This is a genomic window from Posidoniimonas corsicana (assembly GCF_007859765.1).
GTDB classification, from domain to species: domain Bacteria; phylum Planctomycetota; class Planctomycetia; order Pirellulales; family Lacipirellulaceae; genus Posidoniimonas; species Posidoniimonas corsicana.
This window is the reverse complement of sequence record NZ_SIHJ01000001.1, coordinates 3,954,512-3,972,339: the sequence shown is the minus strand read 5'-3', so window position 1 is coordinate 3,972,339 and position 17,828 is coordinate 3,954,512. Positions and strand designations below refer to the sequence as shown.

General features: G+C 67.7%; 12 protein-coding genes. 7 read left to right on the top strand and 5 right to left on the bottom strand.

Annotated features, from left to right (window positions below; all coding sequences use genetic code 11):
• Positions 1-133: 133 nt before the first annotated feature.
• The 3 genes from KOR34_RS15280 to KOR34_RS15270 all read left to right on the top strand — a co-directional run bounded on the left by KOR34_RS15280 (position 134) and on the right by KOR34_RS15270 (position 4,696).
• Positions 134-1,348 carry an aldo/keto reductase gene (locus KOR34_RS15280; RefSeq protein WP_146565435.1) on the top strand — a complete coding sequence of 405 codons (1,215 nt, stop codon included), beginning with the start codon at positions 134-136 and terminating at the stop codon, positions 1,346-1,348.
• An 83-nt stretch (positions 1,349-1,431) separates the two neighbouring features.
• Positions 1,432-2,352, top strand: coding sequence for a lipase family protein (locus KOR34_RS15275; RefSeq protein ID WP_146565433.1), 921 nt, complete (start codon positions 1,432-1,434; stop codon positions 2,350-2,352).
• A 331-nt stretch (positions 2,353-2,683) separates the two neighbouring features.
• Entirely contained in the window at positions 2,684-4,696 is a 2,013-nt protein-coding gene (locus tag KOR34_RS15270) for a choice-of-anchor Q domain-containing protein (RefSeq protein ID WP_146565431.1), read from the top strand.
• 12 nt (positions 4,697-4,708) lie between these two features.
• On the opposite strand, the gene KOR34_RS15265 is transcribed toward KOR34_RS15270, so the two are convergent.
• Complete coding sequence (locus KOR34_RS15265) at positions 4,709-6,976, bottom strand: glycoside hydrolase family 2 protein (protein ID WP_146565429.1); 2,268 nt, start codon at positions 6,974-6,976, stop codon at positions 4,709-4,711.
• Positions 6,977-7,380: 404 nt separating this feature from the next.
• Here KOR34_RS15265 and KOR34_RS15260 point away from each other — a divergent pair, with 404 nt between their 5' ends.
• The 3 genes from KOR34_RS15260 to KOR34_RS15250 all read left to right on the top strand — a co-directional run bounded on the left by KOR34_RS15260 (position 7,381) and on the right by KOR34_RS15250 (position 13,022).
• A complete protein-coding gene (locus KOR34_RS15260; protein WP_146565427.1) occupies positions 7,381-9,582 on the top strand; it encodes a methyl-accepting chemotaxis protein in 2,202 nt (733 codons plus the stop codon).
• 237 nt (positions 9,583-9,819) lie between these two features.
• Complete coding sequence (locus tag KOR34_RS15255; RefSeq protein WP_146565426.1) at positions 9,820-10,242, top strand: BlaI/MecI/CopY family transcriptional regulator; 423 nt, start codon at positions 9,820-9,822, stop codon at positions 10,240-10,242.
• The gene (locus tag KOR34_RS15250) at positions 10,239-13,022 is read left to right on the top strand and encodes a M56 family metallopeptidase (protein ID WP_146565424.1); all 2,784 of its coding nucleotides are present in this window, start codon (positions 10,239-10,241) and stop codon (positions 13,020-13,022) included. Before KOR34_RS15255 ends, KOR34_RS15250 begins: the two co-directional genes overlap by 4 nt.
• A 46-nt stretch (positions 13,023-13,068) precedes the next feature.
• Here KOR34_RS15250 and KOR34_RS15245 read toward each other — a convergent pair whose 3' ends face one another.
• Both KOR34_RS15245 and ppk1 read right to left on the bottom strand, forming a co-directional pair.
• Positions 13,069-13,428 (bottom strand): cupin domain-containing protein, encoded by a 360-nt coding sequence (locus KOR34_RS15245; RefSeq protein ID WP_146565422.1) that lies wholly within the window; start codon positions 13,426-13,428, stop codon positions 13,069-13,071.
• 78 nt (positions 13,429-13,506) lie between these two features.
• Positions 13,507-15,750, bottom strand: a complete 2,244-nt coding sequence (gene ppk1, locus KOR34_RS15240) for a polyphosphate kinase 1 (protein ID WP_146565420.1) — start codon at positions 15,748-15,750, stop codon at positions 13,507-13,509.
• Between the two features lie 188 nt (positions 15,751-15,938).
• Between ppk1 and KOR34_RS15235 the strand changes: the two genes are divergently transcribed.
• On the top strand, positions 15,939-16,853 hold the full coding sequence (locus tag KOR34_RS15235) for a hypothetical protein (protein WP_146565418.1): 915 nt from the start codon (positions 15,939-15,941) through the stop codon (positions 16,851-16,853).
• 58 nt (positions 16,854-16,911) lie between these two features.
• Here KOR34_RS15235 and KOR34_RS15230 read toward each other — a convergent pair whose 3' ends face one another.
• Both KOR34_RS15230 and KOR34_RS15225 read right to left on the bottom strand, forming a co-directional pair.
• Positions 16,912-17,391: a flavin reductase family protein gene (locus KOR34_RS15230; protein WP_146565416.1), complete on the bottom strand. Its 480-nt coding sequence runs from the start codon at positions 17,389-17,391 to the stop codon at positions 16,912-16,914.
• A 47-nt stretch (positions 17,392-17,438) separates the two neighbouring features.
• A complete protein-coding gene (locus KOR34_RS15225) occupies positions 17,439-17,738 on the bottom strand; it encodes an MTH1187 family thiamine-binding protein (protein ID WP_146565414.1) in 300 nt (99 codons plus the stop codon).
• Between the last annotated feature and the right edge of the window lie 90 nt (positions 17,739-17,828).

The following is a 17,828-nucleotide window of genomic DNA, read 5'->3' as shown; positions in this document are numbered from 1 at the left end:
TGAGTGCGAGCAGATGAGACAATCAGCGATTCGGCCGCGGGCTGGGCGGGTATTCCCGCTGCTGACCGCTGCGGGTAGGGCCGTCGCGCCCGGCGCGTTGCCCTTCCGGCGAATTCCGCATACAACGGCGGGCATGATCTACCGAAGCTTCGGCCGCACCGAACTGAACATGCCCGTCATCAGCTGCGGCGGGATGCGCTACCAGCAGACCTGGGACGACGCCCTCTTGGACGTCGTGGAGGACGAGAACCAGCGCAACCTCGAGGCGACCATCCGCCGCGCGGTGGAGCTGGGCGTCAACCACATCGAGACCGCCCGCGGCTACGGCACCAGCGAGCGGCAGCTGGGCCTGGTGCTGCCCAAGCTGCCGCGGGACGAGATCATCGTGCAGACGAAGATCGCACCGGAGGCCGACCCTGAGGTTTTCCGAAAGCACTGCCTGGAGTCGCTCGAACGGCTGAACCTGGACTGCGTCGACCTGCTCGGGCTGCACGGCATCAACAACTACAAACTGCACTGGCACGCCGTGCGGCCCGGCGGCTGCCTGGAGGTCGCGCGGCAGCTGCAGGCGGAGGGCAAGGTGCGGCACGTCGGGTTCTCGACGCACGGCCTGCTGCCGCAGATTCTCGACACCATCAACACCGACGCCTGCGGCGGGTTCGACTACGTCAACCTGCACTGGTACTACATCAGCCAATGGAACTGGCCCGCGGTCCAGGCCGCCACCGCCCGCGACATGGGCGTGTTCATCATCTCGCCCAACGACAAGGGCGGGCTGCTGTACAAGCCGTCTGACAAGCTGGTGGAGCTGTGCCAGCCGCTGCACCCGATCGTGTTCAACACCCTGTTCTGCCTGCGGCGGCCCGAGGTGCACACGCTGAGCCTGGGCGCCGCGCGTCCCAGCGACTTCGACCTGCAGCTCTCGGCGATGGAGTTAGTCCCCAAGGCGGACGAGCTGGTGGCGCCGATTGTCGAGAAGCTGGAGCGGGCGCTGTTTGACGCGACCGGCTTCAAGGCCGACGCGGTGCTCACGCAGTCGCTCACCAAGGAAATCCCCGCCTGGGACCAGGACGCGCCGGGCTACATGAACGCCCCCATGGTGCTGTGGCTCCGCAACCTGGCGTTGGCGTTCGACATGGTCGAGTACGGCAAGATGCGCTACAACCTGCTCGGCCGCGGGGGGCATTGGTTCCCCGGCCTGTCCGCCGCGCACCTCGACACCCTCGACGACGAGCAGCTCGCCAAGGCGTTCAAGAAGTCGCCTCACGCCGACAAGATAGTGGGTTGGCTGCGTGAGGCCGAAGACCTGCTGGGCGGCGAGGCGGTCAAGCGGCTCAGCCAGGAGTAGGCGCCAGCGTCGCCGCTTGCTTGAGGGCCCGCCCGGCGGCCGCTAGACTACGGGCCGCCAACCCAAGCCTACGAGCCGCCAAGATGAGCGACCCGCACGCCGACGAGCCGACCGCCAAATCGACCGCCGAGCCCACGGTCGAGATCCCGATCTACTCGCGGGTTGACCAGCCGATCAGCGAGCTGACGTTCCTGCAGCAGTCGCTGCTGTTCGCCGAGCTGTCGCGGCTGTCCTACTTCTCGCGGGGCGAGGCCGGGAGGCTGGCCAACGAGATCGGCCTGCCCGAGACCCGCTACTACGACCGCGACGGCGCCCAGGCGTACGTGTTCGGGAACGACTCGGACTGCGTCGTGACGTGCCGCGGCACCGAGCCGCACGAGTGGAACGACATCCGCGCCGACCTGGACGCGGTTACCGACGTCGCGGAGACCGTGGGCCGCGTGCACCGGGGCTTCAAACGCGAGGTGGACGACCTCTGGCCGCGGCTCGAGAAGGCGCTGCAGAGCAACGAGCGGACCCTGTGGTTCACGGGCCACTCGCTCGGCGGCGCGATGACCGCCATCTGCGCCGGCCGCTGCAAGATCTCGCAGATCCCAGCCAACCCGGCCGGGCTGTTCACCTTCGGCGCGCCGCGGGTGGGCAACCGCCGCTACGTGAACCACGTGAAGCTCAACTACTTCCGCTGGGTCAACAACAACGACATCGTGCCCCGCGTGCCGCCCACCTGGCTCGGCTACCGCCACGCCGGCGTTGAGGTCTACCTCAACCGCAACGGCAGGATCAGCGCCGTCGACGGCCTGATGCGTGCCCGCGATCGCTTCTGGGGCTTCATGCGGTCGCTGCGTCGGTTCCGTATCGACCAGTTCTCCGACCACAACATGGGCGAGTACATCGAGGCGATCCGCCGCGCCGTGCAGGAGGAGGGCGATCCGGCGGGCCAGCCCGAACCCCGCCAGGCCACCGTCCACGGCCCGGTCAGCAAGAAGGCGACGCAGCGGGCCTGAGCAGCGAACGAATAGCAGGACCGAATGCTTGCCTTTTTCCGCAAGGAGCGGTTAGGCTGTGGAAGAGCCGCCGCCGGTCAGGGGCCCGACCGCGGTTTGTGGAACGAAACGCCGCACACCCATGCGACCAGATACTAACGGCCGGGGCCGCGCCCCGAACTCTTCCGCCCCCGCCACGACCCGCCGTTCGTTGCGGATCGAACGGCTTGAGGACCGCCGGGTACTGGCCGCGTTCTCGGTGGACAACCTCAACGACGCCGGCCCCGGCAGCCTCCGCGACGCCATCGAGCAGGCAAACGCCACGCCCGGCCCGGACCAGATCACGTTTGCCGTGGCCGGCACAATTGCGCTGGAGAGTCAGCTGCCCACGATCACCGATTCGGTGGCGATTGCGGGGCCGGGGGCTGAGCTGCTGACGATCGATGCAAGTAACGCCCGGGGCCAGGATAGCAAGACTCGCCACTTCCTCTTCGACGACGGAGTCGAAGACTCCGCGTTCGTTGCATCAATATCGGGGTTAACGCTCACTTGGGGATATATCGCGATTCAGAACCACGAGAGTCTAACGATCTCGGAGGTCCACATTTCAAACAGCGGCGGTGTGTGGCGAGAAGGTGGCGCGGTTACGAACTTGGGATATGCGCACGTGTTCGGTTGTGAGTTCTCGCAGGTTTTGCTCACCGCGGTTAGCAACAATGGGGTAATCCAGCTCGTCTCGTCCCAGATCAGGGGCGGAGAAATCCGTGGAGTGTATGGCGGATTCGGCGTTCACAACGAAGGGATCGCGAGCATTGTTGATTGCGAGATCGATTCGATTCGGGGCCATGGTATCTACAACGGTAATGGAGCCAGTGCTCTGTTGGATCGTAGCCTAGTGACCAACTGCATCGGCGCATCTTTAGCCCGATTCTCGAGTGGGGCGCCGGGAGGAGGTGGGGCGTTCAATGACACTGGCGCTACGCTCGTTGTCCAAAACTCCCGGTTCGAAGGAAACGAGTATATCGGGCGTGATTCTTTCGGGAGAGATCATGGGGGAGGCGCCATCTTTAACGACACCGGTTCGACCCTTGTCGTTGAACACAGCTCCTTTATCGAGAACTCTGCCTATGTCGGAGGGGCAATCCTCAACGGGGAAAACACGTCCGTTACGATAAAGAGCAGCACCTTCTCGCGGAACTCGGCGGAGTGGCGGGGGGGCGTAATCTACACCACGGAGGTTCGAACGACCGAACCGCGTGGGAAGTCTTCCCTTGATATTGACGCCAGCACCTTCTCTAACAACGAGGCGGGGTATCAGGGGGGCGTGCTGTTCGACACGGGGATAACGCGTATCACCAACAGCACGTTCACCGCGAACGTGGCACGAATCAACGGCGGCGCTCTGATCTCGAACTACTTCAGCGACGTGACGATTGCCAACTGCACGTTTTCTGCGAACCGGTTGACAGAGGCGCCTGACTCGCCCGTTGTTGGAGCGGTCGCCAACGACGGACCGTTAGCCATGTATGGCACGATCATCGCAAACTCGATCCATGGCTCTAAGATGGACGGGAGTCCTGGGCGCGACATGGGCGGTGTGGGCGCCGTGACCGGACGGCGGAACCTTGTCGAAGACGGCACCGACGGGCTGCCCGACACAATAACGGGCGACCCTCTCCTAGGGCCGTTGGCGTACAACGGCGGTCCCGCGCTGACGCACGCATTGCTTCCGGGGAGTCCCGCGATCGACGCCGGCGGGGAGTACTGGGGGGCGTGGGGAACGGTGGATCGCGACCAGCGGGGCAGCCCCTTCGGACGCGGCAGAGGGAGAGAAGTCGACATTGGCGCCTACGAGGCCCAGGGCGCCGTCACCGCGGCGCCGGGCGATTACAATCGCGATGGCGTCGTCGACGCCGCGGACTACACCGTGTGGCGAGACCAGTCAGGCCTCACCGTTTCACGTCTAACCGGCGCCGACGGCGACGGCGATGGCCGCGTCGACCAAAACGATTACCGCGTCTGGCGAAGCCACTTCGGGCTGCGGTACGACCTGCCAGTTGCTGAGCCTGGCGATACCGTAGGTGGCCCCGCAGCCGCCGACGCGGCCCTGGCCTTGTGGCGTGAGCCGGCTGGGGAGACCGATGCAACTGAGGAGCCACTCGACACGGCCGTGCTAGCGTCGCGTGTCGGCGCCGATCGGTTGCTGTCGCTGGTCGACGCACCGGCTCGACACGCAGCGGGCGAAGCCGCCGGCGCCCCGCGCAGTCCGGCGGCGGACGAAGCGCCGGCGAGTGGGCCCGGCGAACGCGACGCCCATCGACCGCCGTTCCGCCCAGCGTTCGCTGAGCAGCGACCGTTGCTGTAGCCGGCGTTGCCGCTAGTTGTCGTCTTTCAGCAACTCGGCGTGCAGCTCGGCCAGCTCGGACGCGGGGAGCTTGATCTCGCGGCGGTCGTAGGTCACCAGGCCGTTGATCTCGTTCTCCACGTCGGTAGTCTGGGTGTAGACCGCGCCGGCGATGCCGCGGGACTTCAGCTCCTTGAGCTTGTCGAGCGAACGCACGTAGCGCTGCTTGTACTCGGCCAGGTCCTTGGGCAGGCCGCCGTAGCCCCAGTTGCGGCGCGACTGGTCCCAGGCGTGGCCGTCGACCAGCCAGCCGTGGCCGCCGAACTCGCCGACGACCTTTACGTAGTCGTTGAACCGCCGCTGCCGCATCGGGAATCCCGGGTCGGGGTAGCTGTGGTGGTCGGCGATGTCGCCGGCGGGCCAGAAGTTGCCGCCGCTGGCGATGTTGACCAGCCGCGACGGGTCGCGCCGGCTGTTCCACTCGCCGACCTCGACCGTGCGGTGCTGGCCCCAGGCCTCGTTGAACGGGACCCAGACCACGATCGACGGGTGGCTCTCCAACGCGTTGATCATGCCGTCCAGCTCGCGCAGCCACTGCTCGTGGTGCTCGTCGGGCCACTGGGCGTCGTTGGGGTTGGGACGCATGCGCGTCCACTGCGGCGAGGGCCCGCCGCTCACCTGGTCCTGCCAGACCATCATGCCGAGCCGGTCGCAGTGGTAGTAGTACCGCCGCGGCTCGACCTTGATGTGCTTGCGGATCATGTTGAAGCCGGCCTCCTTGAGGTACTCGACGTCCCACACCATGGCCTCGTCCGAGGGCGGCGTGAGCAGTCCGTCGGGCCACCAGCCCTGGTCGAGCGGGCCCCAGTGGAAGATCTCCTGGCCGTTGAGCGTGAAACGCCAGTTGCCGTCGGCGTCGCGGCGTTTTCCGACGGTGCGGATGCCGGCGTAGGACCGCACGGTATCGACGGTCTCGCCGTCGGCTGAGGTGAGCGTCACCTCCAGGTCGTACAGGTGGGGCGAGTCGGGCGACCACAGCTTGGCGTCCGGGACCGTAAGGGTAAGCTGCTCGCCCGGCTTGCCTTCGGCCTCGGCGACCCGCTCTTCGCCGTCCCGCACGACAATCGTGACCGACGCCGCGGGGCCACCGGCCACGTCCGCCACGCAGGTGATCGTGCCGGCCTGGGCGTCAGAGCCGAGCGTCAGGTCTGAGAGGTAGGCGTCGCCCACGCGTTCCAGCCAGACCGTCTGCCAGATGCCCGACACGCGGGTGTACCAGATGCCGTTGGGCTGGCGGACCTGCTTGCCGCGGAGCTGGAACTCCTCGGTGGCGTCCTCCACACGCACCACCAAGTCGTTCCGCCCGTCGGTGACCGCCTCGGTCACGTCGAGGGTGAACGGCAGGTTGCCGCCCTGGTGTCCGCCGACGCTCCGTCCGTTCACGAACACCTCGCACCGGTAGTCGACCGCCTCGAAGTTGAGCAGCGTGCGCTCCCCTTCGCCGGCCGGCCGGAACGAGCGGCGGTACCACAACGCCTGGTCGTCGTGCAGCAGCTTCTGGACGCCGCCGAGCTTCGACTCCAGGCAGAACGGCACGAGGATCTGCCCGTCCCACTGGTGAGGCGCCGAGCGCTGATCGATTGGCGTGACCGCGTAGTCCCACTCGCCGTTGAGGTTCTGCCACGCGTCCCGCTGGAGTTGCGGGCGGGGGTACTCGGTCCAGGCGTTGTCGGCGGTGACCTGCTCGCCCCACTTAGTGATGAGGTGAGACTCCTTCGGCCGTTCCTGCCGCTTCGCGGGCGGGAGCTGGGGAACGTTGTCGGCGCTCACCAGGTGCACGTCGATGTACTGGGCGCCAATCGTGTTGCGGCAGTGCACGGCGATCAGGTTCGTGCCCTGGCGGATGGAGGCCGCGGCGTCGGGGCCGAGCGGGTGCACGAAGTACTCGCTGGTGTGCTGCGGGAGCTCGGCGACCTGCTTGCCGTTGATGTAGACCACGGCGTCTTCGTCGTGGTGCATCAGCAGCGCCGGCTTGGCCGGAACGGCGTCCAGTTCTACCCGTTTGCGGACCCAGACCTCCGGCGAGAGCCACTCGGTGCTGACGCGGCCGCCGGGCACGCCGAAGCTGCCCAGCCCGCCGTGCCCCTCTTGCCAGTCGGAGTCGTTGAACCCGGGCTCCTGCCAGCCCTGCGGCGGCGCCTCGGTTCGGTAGCGGACCGCGTCGACAACGTCGATCGCCGGGGCGGCTGTGGCCGCGAGGAGTGGACCTAGAAGGGCTACGCCCAGTATCAGACTGCGCATCGAATCGCTCCCTGGATGCCTTGGGGCGGGGTCCAGGCCGCCTCCGATGTCGTATCGAATTCCCCCCAGTATGCGCGGCGGCGGCCCGCTTGAAAACGGACCGGGGCGATTTCGCGGCGCCCCAGCCGCTGGTTGGCCGCCGCAGGCGGGCGCCGCGGCGGCCGTCGCCCTGCGTACGACCGGCGCATCCGGAGCGGCGGCGTGGTTCGCTTATCCGGTCTTGCACGCCCCGGCGGTGGCACCCGCGGAAACTACGCAGCCGGCGACCTACATTGCTATGCCGCCGCAGTCGCGCGTGTGGAAACCCGTGTGGCGACGCGCCTCCCACCAACCAGGCGATCCCCCCAGTCCTTCCTTCCCCGGGACCGACCAACCCTTTCGACAACGACAGAGAGCCAGAGACGATGAGCATCGGTAAGAAGATTCTGTTGGTGAGCCTGCTGGGCACCGTGGCCTGCGCGGCGGTGATTGTGGGGATCGTCTCGGTTGGGCGGACCTACCTGGACGGCATGGTCCTGGACGAGGCCGACCGCACGGCCCATTCGCAGTGCGAGGCCACCACGCACGACGTCTTCGAGATGCTGTCGGTGCAGCAGGCGCTCACCACGCAGCAGCTCAACTCCGCGATCCGGTTCACCAGCTCGCTGCTGAAGGAGAAGGGCGGGGTCGTGTTTGAAGAGGACACGGTCGCCTGGGACGCCAAGAATCAGTTCACCGGCGACGTGGCCAGCGTCGACCTGCCGCGGGTCAGCATCAACGGCGAGTGGCTGGGCCAGAACGCCGACCCCGCCACGCCCGCGCCGTTCATCGACGACGTGGCCGACTGGTCGTACGGCACGTGCACCGTGTTCCAACGCATGAACGACGCCGGCGACATGCTGCGCGTCGCCACGACGGTTGAGAAGACCGACGGCGCCCGCGCAATCGGCACCTACATCCCGGCGACCAACCCCGACGGCCAGCCCAACGCGGTGGTGTCGACCCTGCTGAGCGGCGAGACCTACTACGGCCGCGCGTTCGTTGTCAACAAGTGGTACGCCACCGCCTACGAGCCGGTCGTCGACGCCGAAGGCCGGGTGGTCGGCGCCGTGTACGTCGGCATGCTGCAGGAAGAGGCCGCCGAACTGGCCCAGCGACTGCAGGGCCTGCAGTTCGGCAAGTCCGGCTATGTGTTCGTGCTCGGCGGCAGCGGCAGCCACCGCGGGCAGTACATCGTCTCGCAGGATGGCGAGCAGAACGGCGAGAACGTCCTCGAGATCGTCGACGCCAACGGCCAGCAGCCGATCAAGGCTATCCTCGAGAAGGCCCTGGCCGCCGAGCCGGGCGAGCCCGTGGTCCACGAGTACCTGTGGCGCAACGAGGGTGACGCCGAGCCGCGCGAGCGTATCGCCGCGGTTACCTACTTCGAGCCGTGGGACTGGGTGGTCGGCGTGACCACCTACAAGGACGACTTCTACGCCGCCGCCGAGACCACTCGCTCGGCGCTCGGCTGGATGCTGGTCTGCGTCGGGCTGGGCGCGGTGGCGGTGATCGCCGTGGTCGCGGCGGCCGCTTCGTTCGCGTCGCGGCGGATCTCGACCCCGCTGGTCGCCATGACCGACTCGCTCAAGGACATCGCCCAGGGCGAGGGCGACCTGACCAAGCGGCTGGAGGTCATGTCCAAGGACGAGACCGGCGAGCTCGCCAAGTGGTTCAACGTGTTCATGGACAAGCTGCAGGGCATCATCGGCCAGGTGGTGCAGTGCGCGCACTCGCTGGACGCCACCTCGGGCGAGCTGCTCTCGACCTCGTCGCTGTTGGCCGCCGGCGCCGACGAGACCACCGGCAAGAGCGCCAGCGTCGCCGCCGCCACAGAAGAGATGGCGGTCACCATGGCCAACATGGCCAGCTCCACGGAGGAGATGACCACCAACCTGTCGTCCATCTCCAACGCGGTCGCGGAGATGACCGCCAGCATCGACGAGATCGCCAAGAACGCGGAGGTGGCCTCCACGGTCGCCACGAACGCCAACCAGCTGGCCGACGAGAGCAACGGCACCATCGGCACCCTCGGCGAGGCCGCCACCAAGATCGGGCACGTCATCGAGGTCATCCACGACATCGCCGAGCAGACCAACCTGCTGGCGCTCAACGCCACCATCGAGGCGGCCCGCGCCGGCGAGGCCGGCAAAGGCTTTGTCGTTGTGGCCGAGGAGGTCAAGGAGCTCGCCCGGCAGACCGCCGTGGCCACCGAGGAGATCGGCGCCAGCGTGAAGGACATCCAGTCGTCGAGCGGCGCCGCCGTGGCGTCGATCGCCCGCATCTCGGAGGTCATCAGCGAGATGCGACAGGCGTCGCAGTCGATCGCCTCGGCCGTTGAGGAGCAGAGCGCCACCACCCGCGAGATCGCCAACAATCTCAGCCAAACCACCGGCGCCGCGTCCAACGTCTCGCAGGGCGTGAGCGACTCGGCGAGCGCCAGCAAGGAGGTCTCGCAGAACGTGGTGGGCGTCGACCAGGCGGCGAAGCAGACCGCGTCGGGCGCCGCCACCACCCGGGGCTACGGTGACAACCTGGCCCGGCTGGCCGGCGAGATTAACGAGCTGGTGGGCGGCTTCAAGGTCTAGCCCCGCACGCAATCGAAGCGACTCAAGCGTCGCGTGGCCCCTTCAGCCACGCGACGCTTTTTTCATGCGCCACCTCTCGGCTTCCGGGTGCGGCTACGCTTGCCAACGGTGGTTCCCCGTCCACGAGTTTTGCCCAGGCGCCAGAATCTTCTTGACATCTACTGGTCAACCCGTAGGATGGGGGCGGTTCTACGGGTGGACCCGTAGAAAGCCCGCGACGACGACCCGAGGCCCCGCATGGCCGACCGAATCCCCGAGCCCTCCCGCCCCACCCAGCGTGAGCTGGAAGCCCTCAAGGTGCTGTGGCATAGCGGCGAGGCGCCCGTCCGCGACATAGCGGACCAGATGAACCAGCAGGGCGAGCAGCTCGCCTACACCACCGTGCTCAGCCTGCTGCAGGTGATGGAGCAGAAGGGCCTGGTGGCCCACCGCCGCGACGGCAAGGCGTACCTCTACCGCCCGCTGCTGGAGAAGGGCCGCGCGTACCAGGGGCTCGCCACGGACTTTCTGGAGCGGGTTTTCGACGGCGCCGTCGACGAATACCTGGTGCACGCCATCCAGGGCAAGAAGCTCTCCGCGGAAGAACTGGACGGGCTCGAGGCGATGATCGCCGCGGCCCGCAAACAGAATCAAACCCGAAGCAAGGGCCGCAAGAAATGATCTCGTCCGAAGCTCTCGTCCGCTGGCTGGTCGACTTCCACCTCGCGTCGGCGGCGCTGCTGGCCGCGGCGCTGCTGACCATGCGGCTGCTGAGGCAGCCCGCGCACCGCATCGCGATCGCGTGGGCAACGTGCGGCGCGGTCGCGCTGGCCGGCCTGCTGTACGCGACGCCTGGCTGGTCGAGCATCCCGTTAGTGGCCGCGGCTAGCAGCGTTCAGGAGCAGCCCGTCGGGGTAAACCCGAGCGGCTTGCCCGCCGAGCAGGCAGCACAATCAGCGCCGCTTGATCTGCCGCAGCCGGCATTCGGCGGGGGAGGTGACGCCGCAACCGCCGAGCTGGCAGAAGTCCCATCCACCGCCTTGCCAGTGTTGAACACCGCCGAGCTGGCCCTGTTGGCGGCGGCCGTCGGCGCCGCGTGCGTGCTGGTGTGGCTCGCGGCCGGCAGCGTCGGCGCCAGCCGGCTGGTCGCTGCCGCGCGGCCTGCTCGAGAGGAACTGGCCGAGCTGGTCCAGGGTCTGTGGGGCGGCGGCGCCGCGCCGGCACTGCTGGTGCATGGCCGGCTCGACTCGCCGGTCGCGCTCAACCTGCTGCGTCCCACGGTGCTGCTGCCGGCCTCGCTGGCGGACGAGCCCGCTGACAGCCTCCGCCCGCTGCTCACGCACGAGCTAACGCACCTGCGCAACGGCGACCTGTGGCTGCTGGCCGCGACCCGTTGCCTGATGGTGTTGCTGTGGGCGAACCCGTTGTTCTGGCTGCTGCGGCGGCGGATCCGGTTTGACCAGGAGCGGCTCGCCGACGCCGCCGCGGCGCACGAGGGCGACCGCTTCGCCTACGCCGAGCAATTGGTCGCCTGGGCCCGCGCCGCGTCGACCCCGCCCCGCGTGGCGGGCGCGGTTGGCCTGTGGGAAAGCCGTTCACAGCTGCAGCGAAGGGTCGCCGCACTGCTCGACACGGGCGCCGCGGTCCTCTCGCGCTGCAGCGCCCGCTGGCGGTACGCGAGCGTTGCCGGCTGCCTTGCAGTCGGGGTAGGGGTGTCGCTGCTGACGATGACGCCGCCGTCGCTCGCGCAGGACAAGCCCGAGGAGGCGGACCCCGCCGTCGAGGACGGCGCCGGCCTGACCTACACGGGCGTGGTGGTGGACAGCGAGTCTGGCGAGCCGATCGAGGGCGCCGAGGTGCTGATCCGGATCAGGACCTCTTCCCAGAACCCCTGGCCGGTATTAGGGGAAACCACGCACCCCTCGGGCAAGGACGGGAAGTACAAGTTCACCATCGCCCCGGATCGAGTCAAGGACAAGTACCTGTACATCGAGGTTGAGGCGACCCACCCCGACTACGCGCGGAAGAGCCCGTCGGGTTACGCGCTGAGCATGATCCGCAAGAACGAGGAGCTGGGTGAAGAGCCCTTCTTCAGCCGCATCGAGCTGCGCCCCGCCGAGCATGTGTCTGGCCGGCTGCTGCGTCCGGACGGCGCGCCGGCCGTAGGAGTGCGGGTGCTGATCTATTCCAAGACCAACCCGCTCGACTTCAGCGATTACGGCTCGTTTGCCGACACCAAGACCGACGATCAGGGCCGGTTCGCGCTGAACTCGGCGCTGGGTGGGCCGGCGGTGCTGTGGTTCCTCCCCCAGGATCTGGCGCCCGAGACACACCTGCTCGAGGCGTCGAACCCCGATGCGTGGAAGACGAAGGAGGGCGACAACCAGGGGTACGCGGTGTTCGTGCCGAACGGCGGTGAAGAAAACTCAGAACCCGAGAAGCCGCTTAGGCTCACCGGCGGCCGTACCGACCTGGGCGAGTTCACCCTTACCAAAGGCCTAAAGATGCGGGGCAGGGTGGTGAACATAGATGGCAGCCCCCTGCCGGGCGTGTGGGTGAACGCGAGCCTCCGCAGCGGCCCGGCCAAAAAGGCGATCCGCATGCCGGTGTCCGACTCCATCGAGCGATCGGCCCTCACCAATGAAGAGGGCGTCTTCGAAATGGCGCCGCTGCCCCCCGGCGGGTACCAGATCGTCCCGTCGGAGCGTCCGGAAGAGAACCCCGACCGGTCGCGGGAGGAGCGTCCGCTGCCGGCGACCTTCCTGGTGCAGCAGGTGGAGCTGAACGAGCAGACCGCCGCCGAACCGATCGAGCTGCGCGCCACGGAGACGGTGCGCGTCCGTACGCAGAACCTCGACAGCAAGGGCGAACCAACCCGTGGCCACGGCTACTCGTTGGTGGGCTTCACCACCGAAGACCGCCAGGGCTTCTTCGCCGTGCACCCCGACCCGGACTCCGACGGCGCGACCGACATCGCCGTGCCCAAGGGGCTGTGGCACGTCGAGCTTCGCTTCACCACCAACGAGCACCACTCTCTCCGGGTCCGGCAATCCCCCGAAGCGCCATTGAGCGGGGAGCGAGAGTTCAAGTTCGAGCGGCTGACCGAGGACCTGGGTCCGATCGAGGTAGTGAAGTACAAGGCGCCCATCCTGCTGGTCAAGCCGGTGGACCAGAGCGGCAAGCTGGTGAAGGATACCGAGGTGCAGATCCGGTACGACAACCAAGAGCTGCGGTCGCCGGAGGGGTCGCGTTTCATCCGCGGGGGCGGCGCAGGAGATGTTGGCTTGGAGCCGCAGCAGGACGGCCGTTGGCGGACCAGCCAGCTGCTGCCCGACGAGCCGTTCGAGCTGACGATCACAGCGCCCGGCCGCGAGCCGGCGAAGCAGCGGTTTGAGCTGAAGGAAGGCGAGACCGAAGAGGTCGACATGAGCCTCAAGCCCGCGGCTAAGCAGGCGCCGTAGACGCCGCCCCGTCGCAAGCACCACTTACCACCCACAACCAACCAACTTACTCATCGCGGTGCACGGTGTCGGGCGAGAACGCCGGCAGGCAGACCGCGAGGTACTCGGTCTCTCCGTCGGGGGTGCTGTAGCGGACCCACTCGCCGGCGGAGGTGATGATCGCCTGGCCGGCCGACACGATCTGCGTCGCTTCGCGGCTCTCCACGTGCAGCGCGCCGCGCAGCACGACCGTGTACTCGTCGAACTCGGGCGTCTGGCCGGGCTCGCTCCAGCCCTGCGGGCTGATCATCTTGGCGATGCTCAACGCCTCCGTGCCGGAGTTGACGCGGCCGATAAACTCGTCGATGACCTTGGGCGGCTCGCCGGCGGCCTCGATGCGGGCCGAGGCTTGGATTAGTCGGGGCATGGGTTGGCTCCGGTACGGGGTAACGGGAAACGCGGACCCATCAGGGGAGCACAGAACCGCCGCGGGTGCAAACCGCGGCTACTCGGACTTCGAGCGGCGCTTGGTCGAGGGCGAGCGGCCGCCGGACGGCTTCGAGGCCGGCCGCTTGCGGCTCTCGGGCTTCTTCTCCCGCCGTGCGGCGGCGCCGTTGCGGGAGGGCTTTGCGGCGTCGAGCTGCGGGACCGGCAGCGGCAGGCCGCCGGCCAACGCCAGCAGCTCCTGCTGGCTGCGGTGCGGCTCCTCGCCCTTGCCCGGCTGCACGTGGACGAACCCGCCGTCGGCGCGGAGCTCGCGGGCGCGGGTGTTGTCGCGCAGGTAGGTGGGGATGATCTCCTCGAGGATGCGTTTCTGCAGCTCGGGGTCCTCGATGGGGAACATCACCTCGACGCGGCGGGTGAAGTTGCGGGGCATCCAGTCGGCGCTGCTGCAGAAGATCTGCGCGCCCGACCCCTCGCCGAACACCATGATGCGGCTGTGCTCCAGGAAGCGGTCGACGATGCTCCGCACGCGGATGTTGTCCGACACGCCGGGCTCGCCGGGCTTGAGGCAGCAGATGCCGCGGATCACCAGGTCGACCTGCACGCCCGCCTGGCTGGCGTGGTAGAGCGCGGTGATGGTCTCGCGGTCGACCAGCGAGTTGAACTTGCCGAAGATGCGGGCCTTCTTGCTGGCCTTGGCGCGCTGGGTCTGCTCGTTGATCAGCTCGATGGTGCGGCGGTGCAGGTCCTGCGGCGCGGCGACCAGCTTCTGCCACTCGCCCCGCTGCGAGTAGCCGGTGAGGAAGTTGAACAGCGCGGCCACGTCCTCGGTGATCGCCTTGTCGGCGGTGAACAGGCCGATGTCGGTGTACAGGCGGGCGGTGGTGGGGTTGTAGTTGCCGGTGCCCAGGTGGGCGTACTGGCGGACCTTCTTGCCGCCCTCGTGGCGGACCACGAGCGCCAGCTTGCTGTGGGTCTTGAGGTCCATGAAGCCGAACACCACGTGCACGCCGGCCCGCTCCATGCGGCGGGCCCACGAGATGTTGGCGGCCTCGTCGAAGCGGGCCTTGAGCTCGACCACCGCGGTGACGTGCTTGCCGGCCTCGGCGGCCTCGATCAGCGCGCTGATGATGGGGCTGTCGCCGCTGGTGCGGTACAGCGTCTGCTTGATGGCCAGCACGTTGGGGTCGCGGGCGGCCTGCTCGATGAACCGCACCACCGGCTGGAACGAGTCGAACGGGTGGTGCAGCAGCAGGTCGCCCTTGCTGATGCGGGCGAACATGTCCGCGTTGGGCTGCACGATCTGGCGGGGCGTGAACGGCGGGTCGCGCAGGTCGGGCCGCTCGAGCAGCGAGTTGAGCTCGAACATGGAGGTCAGGTCGAGCGGGCCGTCGATGGAGTAGACCTCGTCGTACTCCTGGGGGTCCTCGGCGCGGCTGCGTTTGATCTCCTCCTCGGCGGCCAGCATGTTGACCAGCGACGCGTCCATCGCGGCGGACGCCTCGAGCCGCACGGCCTCGCTGCGCTGCCGCGCGCGGAGGCGGGTCTCGATCGCCCGGAGCATGTCGTCGCCCTCCTCGTCGAGGAGGTCGATGTCCATGTCGCGGGTCATGCGGAACGCGCCGCACTTGTTCAGGTCGTAGCCGCCGAACAGCTCCGGCAGCCGCGACGCGACAACGTCCTCTAGCAGCACAAAGTCGGACCCGCCGCCCGGGTCGAGCGGGACAAACCGCGGCAGCACCTGCGGCAGCTGCACCACCGCGAACAGCTTCTCCGGGCCGATCCCCTGGTTGCGGACCAGCGTCGCGGCCAGGTACAGCCCGCGGTTGTGGAAGCGGGGGCTGGGGTGCGCCGGGTCGATCGCCATGGGCGTCAGCACCGGGAACACCCGCTGGCGGAAGAACTTGTCGAGCTGCTTGACCTGCGACGACTCGAGGTCGACCTCCTTGTGCAGGCGGATCCCCTCGGCCGCCAGCGCGGGGTAGATCGACTGGTTCCAGCAGGCGTACTGCTGGTCGACCAGCTGCCGCGTGCGGAAGGCGATCCGCTGCAGCTGCACGATCGGGCTGATGCCGTCGGCCGGCGGGTCCTGCGGCGCGCCGGCCGAGAATGCCTGCTCGCGGAGGCCGGCCACCCGGACCATGAAGAACTCGTCCAGGTTGGACGAGAAGATCGCCAGGAACTTGGCCCGCTCCAGCAGCGGGTTGGTCTCGTCCTGGGCCTCCTCCAGCACCCGCGCATTGAAGTCCAACCAGCTTAATTCGCGGTTGATGAAGTGCTCGGGAAGGATCGTGGGCTCGGACATGGCAGGCTAGTACCAGTGTAGGGCGCGTCCTTGCCCGGCTGCTGGGAAAGCCGCCATTTTAGGCAGGTTGCAGGGAATATGCAGCCCTACGCTTCGGTTTGGGTGGGAACCCCACGGATGTTTGCACCGTAGGCCGTAGCGGGGCAGAATGCGGGCGCCCCCAGTCCGGTCGCCGGAGGCCCCGCCCAGTGCACACGGCTTCAGATTCCAGCCCGATTCCCCCACTCCCAGAGGAGCGGCGCGAACGGTTCGTGCTCAGGTTTGGGCTGCGGACCTTGCTGGCGGCGATGGTGTTCGCGTCGGTCGGGGCGTACTGGGGCGCCGGTTGGCGGCGCGACCAGATCCAGTTTGCGAAGGAACGCCAGGTTGTGGAGGAGCTGGCTCAGTGCGGCGCGACGGCGAGATACTTCGACCACGGGGGCGTGAGGTTCCTCGAATTCAAGCCGATCGCCGAGCCCGCCGGCAACGACGACCTGCGGCGGCTCGGGGAGCTACAGTCGGTTCTCCATATCGATCTCCGGCAGACTATGATCGACGACGCTGGGTTGCCGTCGCTCTACGGGCAGACTCAGTTGAGGGTGCTCAAATTGTCGCCACTGCGCATTTCAGCCGAGGCGGTCGCCGAGCTGACCAGCCGCCTGCCGTACACCGACGTTCGGCCCAGTGACTTCTATCCAGCCGCGTCGCTGGCGCCACTAAACCGGCTTGTTAGGGACGGCGTTGTTCACGTGAGCACCAGCGGGCCAGGCTTCCGTACCATTGGGCGCGGTCCAGCGACGCGCATCGCGCACGTGATGCGACTTGGGATCGGGCGCGTGGGGCTTACCGACGCCAACCTTCCCGACTTGTTCCTCGTGTGGCCGAACCTCACACAGATCAGCGTCGACACAGCGCCAGGGATCACCGATGCCGCTGTGCCGAAGCTAGCTAGGTATCCTCAGCTGATACATATCGACATCGCGGGGTCGGCGATGTCCGAGGCGGGCGCTCGATCGCTGGACAAGATGCTGCCCAATACGAGCGTCCGTTGGAGGGAACTCGGCGGGCGCTATGTACGCGGCGCTGGCAAGGAGTACTACACCGGGCAACGCGACGACGAGTGACTGTCGTCGCAGCAGTCGGCTGGTACGGTTTGACCATTCCGGCGGTTGCCGTGCGCCGCTAGTAGTGGCTGCCGCTGTTGCGGATGTGCACCATCGGCGCCAGCTCCTGGTCGGAGAGCGCGCCGCGGATCACCTCGGCGATAAAGATGCGGTGGTCGCCCGAGTCGGCGTGGGTGCGGGGCTCGCACTGCAGGTGGCCGAGCGACTTGCGGAGGATCGGCACGCCCCGCGGGCAGGTGACGATGTCCACGCCCTCGAACGCCGGGGTGCCGGGCTCGAAGCCCTTGCCGAAGTGCTTCAGGTGGATGCCCTGCGACTGGCCGACGAGGTTGAGGTTGAACGGCTGACCCGCGGTGATCCACTCCGCCACGTACCGGCCCTGCTTGATCGCGACGCTCACCATCGGCGGCTCGAAGCCCGCCTGCATGACCCAGCTAGCGAGCATGCCGGTCGCTTTGTCCTCGGTCCCGACGGTGAGGATAGAGATCCCGCTGGGCAGCTTGCCCATGATGCGGTCGATGCCTTCGCGTTGCGGCATGGTGGGTCTTTCGTAGTCGGTGAAGCGGCGTGTTGGCCGGGTTTGGTTTAGTTGCCGTCGAGCTTCGCCTGCACGCTAGCAACCTTCGCCGCGATGCGGCCGCTGGCGCCCTTGCGGTAGTCGAGCTTGATGCTGGCGGTCACGCGGTCGGAGTGCTGGGCCATGAGCTCCACGCACTGCTGGGCGAGCGACAGCACCCGCGGCAGCTCGCCCTCGACGATCGTGCCCATCGCGTTGAGCTGGTAGTCCAGCCCCGACTGGTCGATCAGCGCCACGCACTGCGCGACGTACGCGCTGACGCTCTCGCCCTTGCCCAGCGGGACCACGCTCAGTTCCATCAGCACCATAGTCGCGCCTCGCGAGCAGGGGAATGACCGGACCGCGGCATTCTAGCCGCTAGCAACGCTAGCGTCGACGCGGGGGCTCCAAATCGCCTA

What these genes read in the sequence shown, in the direction of transcription:
- KOR34_RS15280 (WP_146565435.1), top strand. Translation starts at nt 134, where the DNA reads ATGATCTACCGAAGCTTCGGCCGCACCGAACTGAACATGCCCGTCATC.
- KOR34_RS15275 (WP_146565433.1), top strand. Translation starts at nt 1,432, where the DNA reads ATGAGCGACCCGCACGCCGACGAGCCGACCGCCAAATCGACCGCCGAG.
- KOR34_RS15265 (WP_146565429.1), bottom strand. Translation starts at nt 6,976, where the DNA reads ATGCGCAGTCTGATACTGGGCGTAGCCCTTCTAGGTCCACTCCTCGCG.
- KOR34_RS15260 (WP_146565427.1), top strand. Translation starts at nt 7,381, where the DNA reads ATGAGCATCGGTAAGAAGATTCTGTTGGTGAGCCTGCTGGGCACCGTG.
- KOR34_RS15255 (WP_146565426.1), top strand. Translation starts at nt 9,820, where the DNA reads ATGGCCGACCGAATCCCCGAGCCCTCCCGCCCCACCCAGCGTGAGCTG.
- KOR34_RS15250 (WP_146565424.1), top strand. Translation starts at nt 10,239, where the DNA reads ATGATCTCGTCCGAAGCTCTCGTCCGCTGGCTGGTCGACTTCCACCTC.
- KOR34_RS15245 (WP_146565422.1), bottom strand. Translation starts at nt 13,428, where the DNA reads ATGCCCCGACTAATCCAAGCCTCGGCCCGCATCGAGGCCGCCGGCGAG.
- ppk1 (WP_146565420.1), bottom strand. Translation starts at nt 15,750, where the DNA reads ATGTCCGAGCCCACGATCCTTCCCGAGCACTTCATCAACCGCGAATTA.
- KOR34_RS15230 (WP_146565416.1), bottom strand. Translation starts at nt 17,391, where the DNA reads ATGCCGCAACGCGAAGGCATCGACCGCATCATGGGCAAGCTGCCCAGC.
- KOR34_RS15225 (WP_146565414.1), bottom strand. Translation starts at nt 17,738, where the DNA reads ATGGTGCTGATGGAACTGAGCGTGGTCCCGCTGGGCAAGGGCGAGAGC.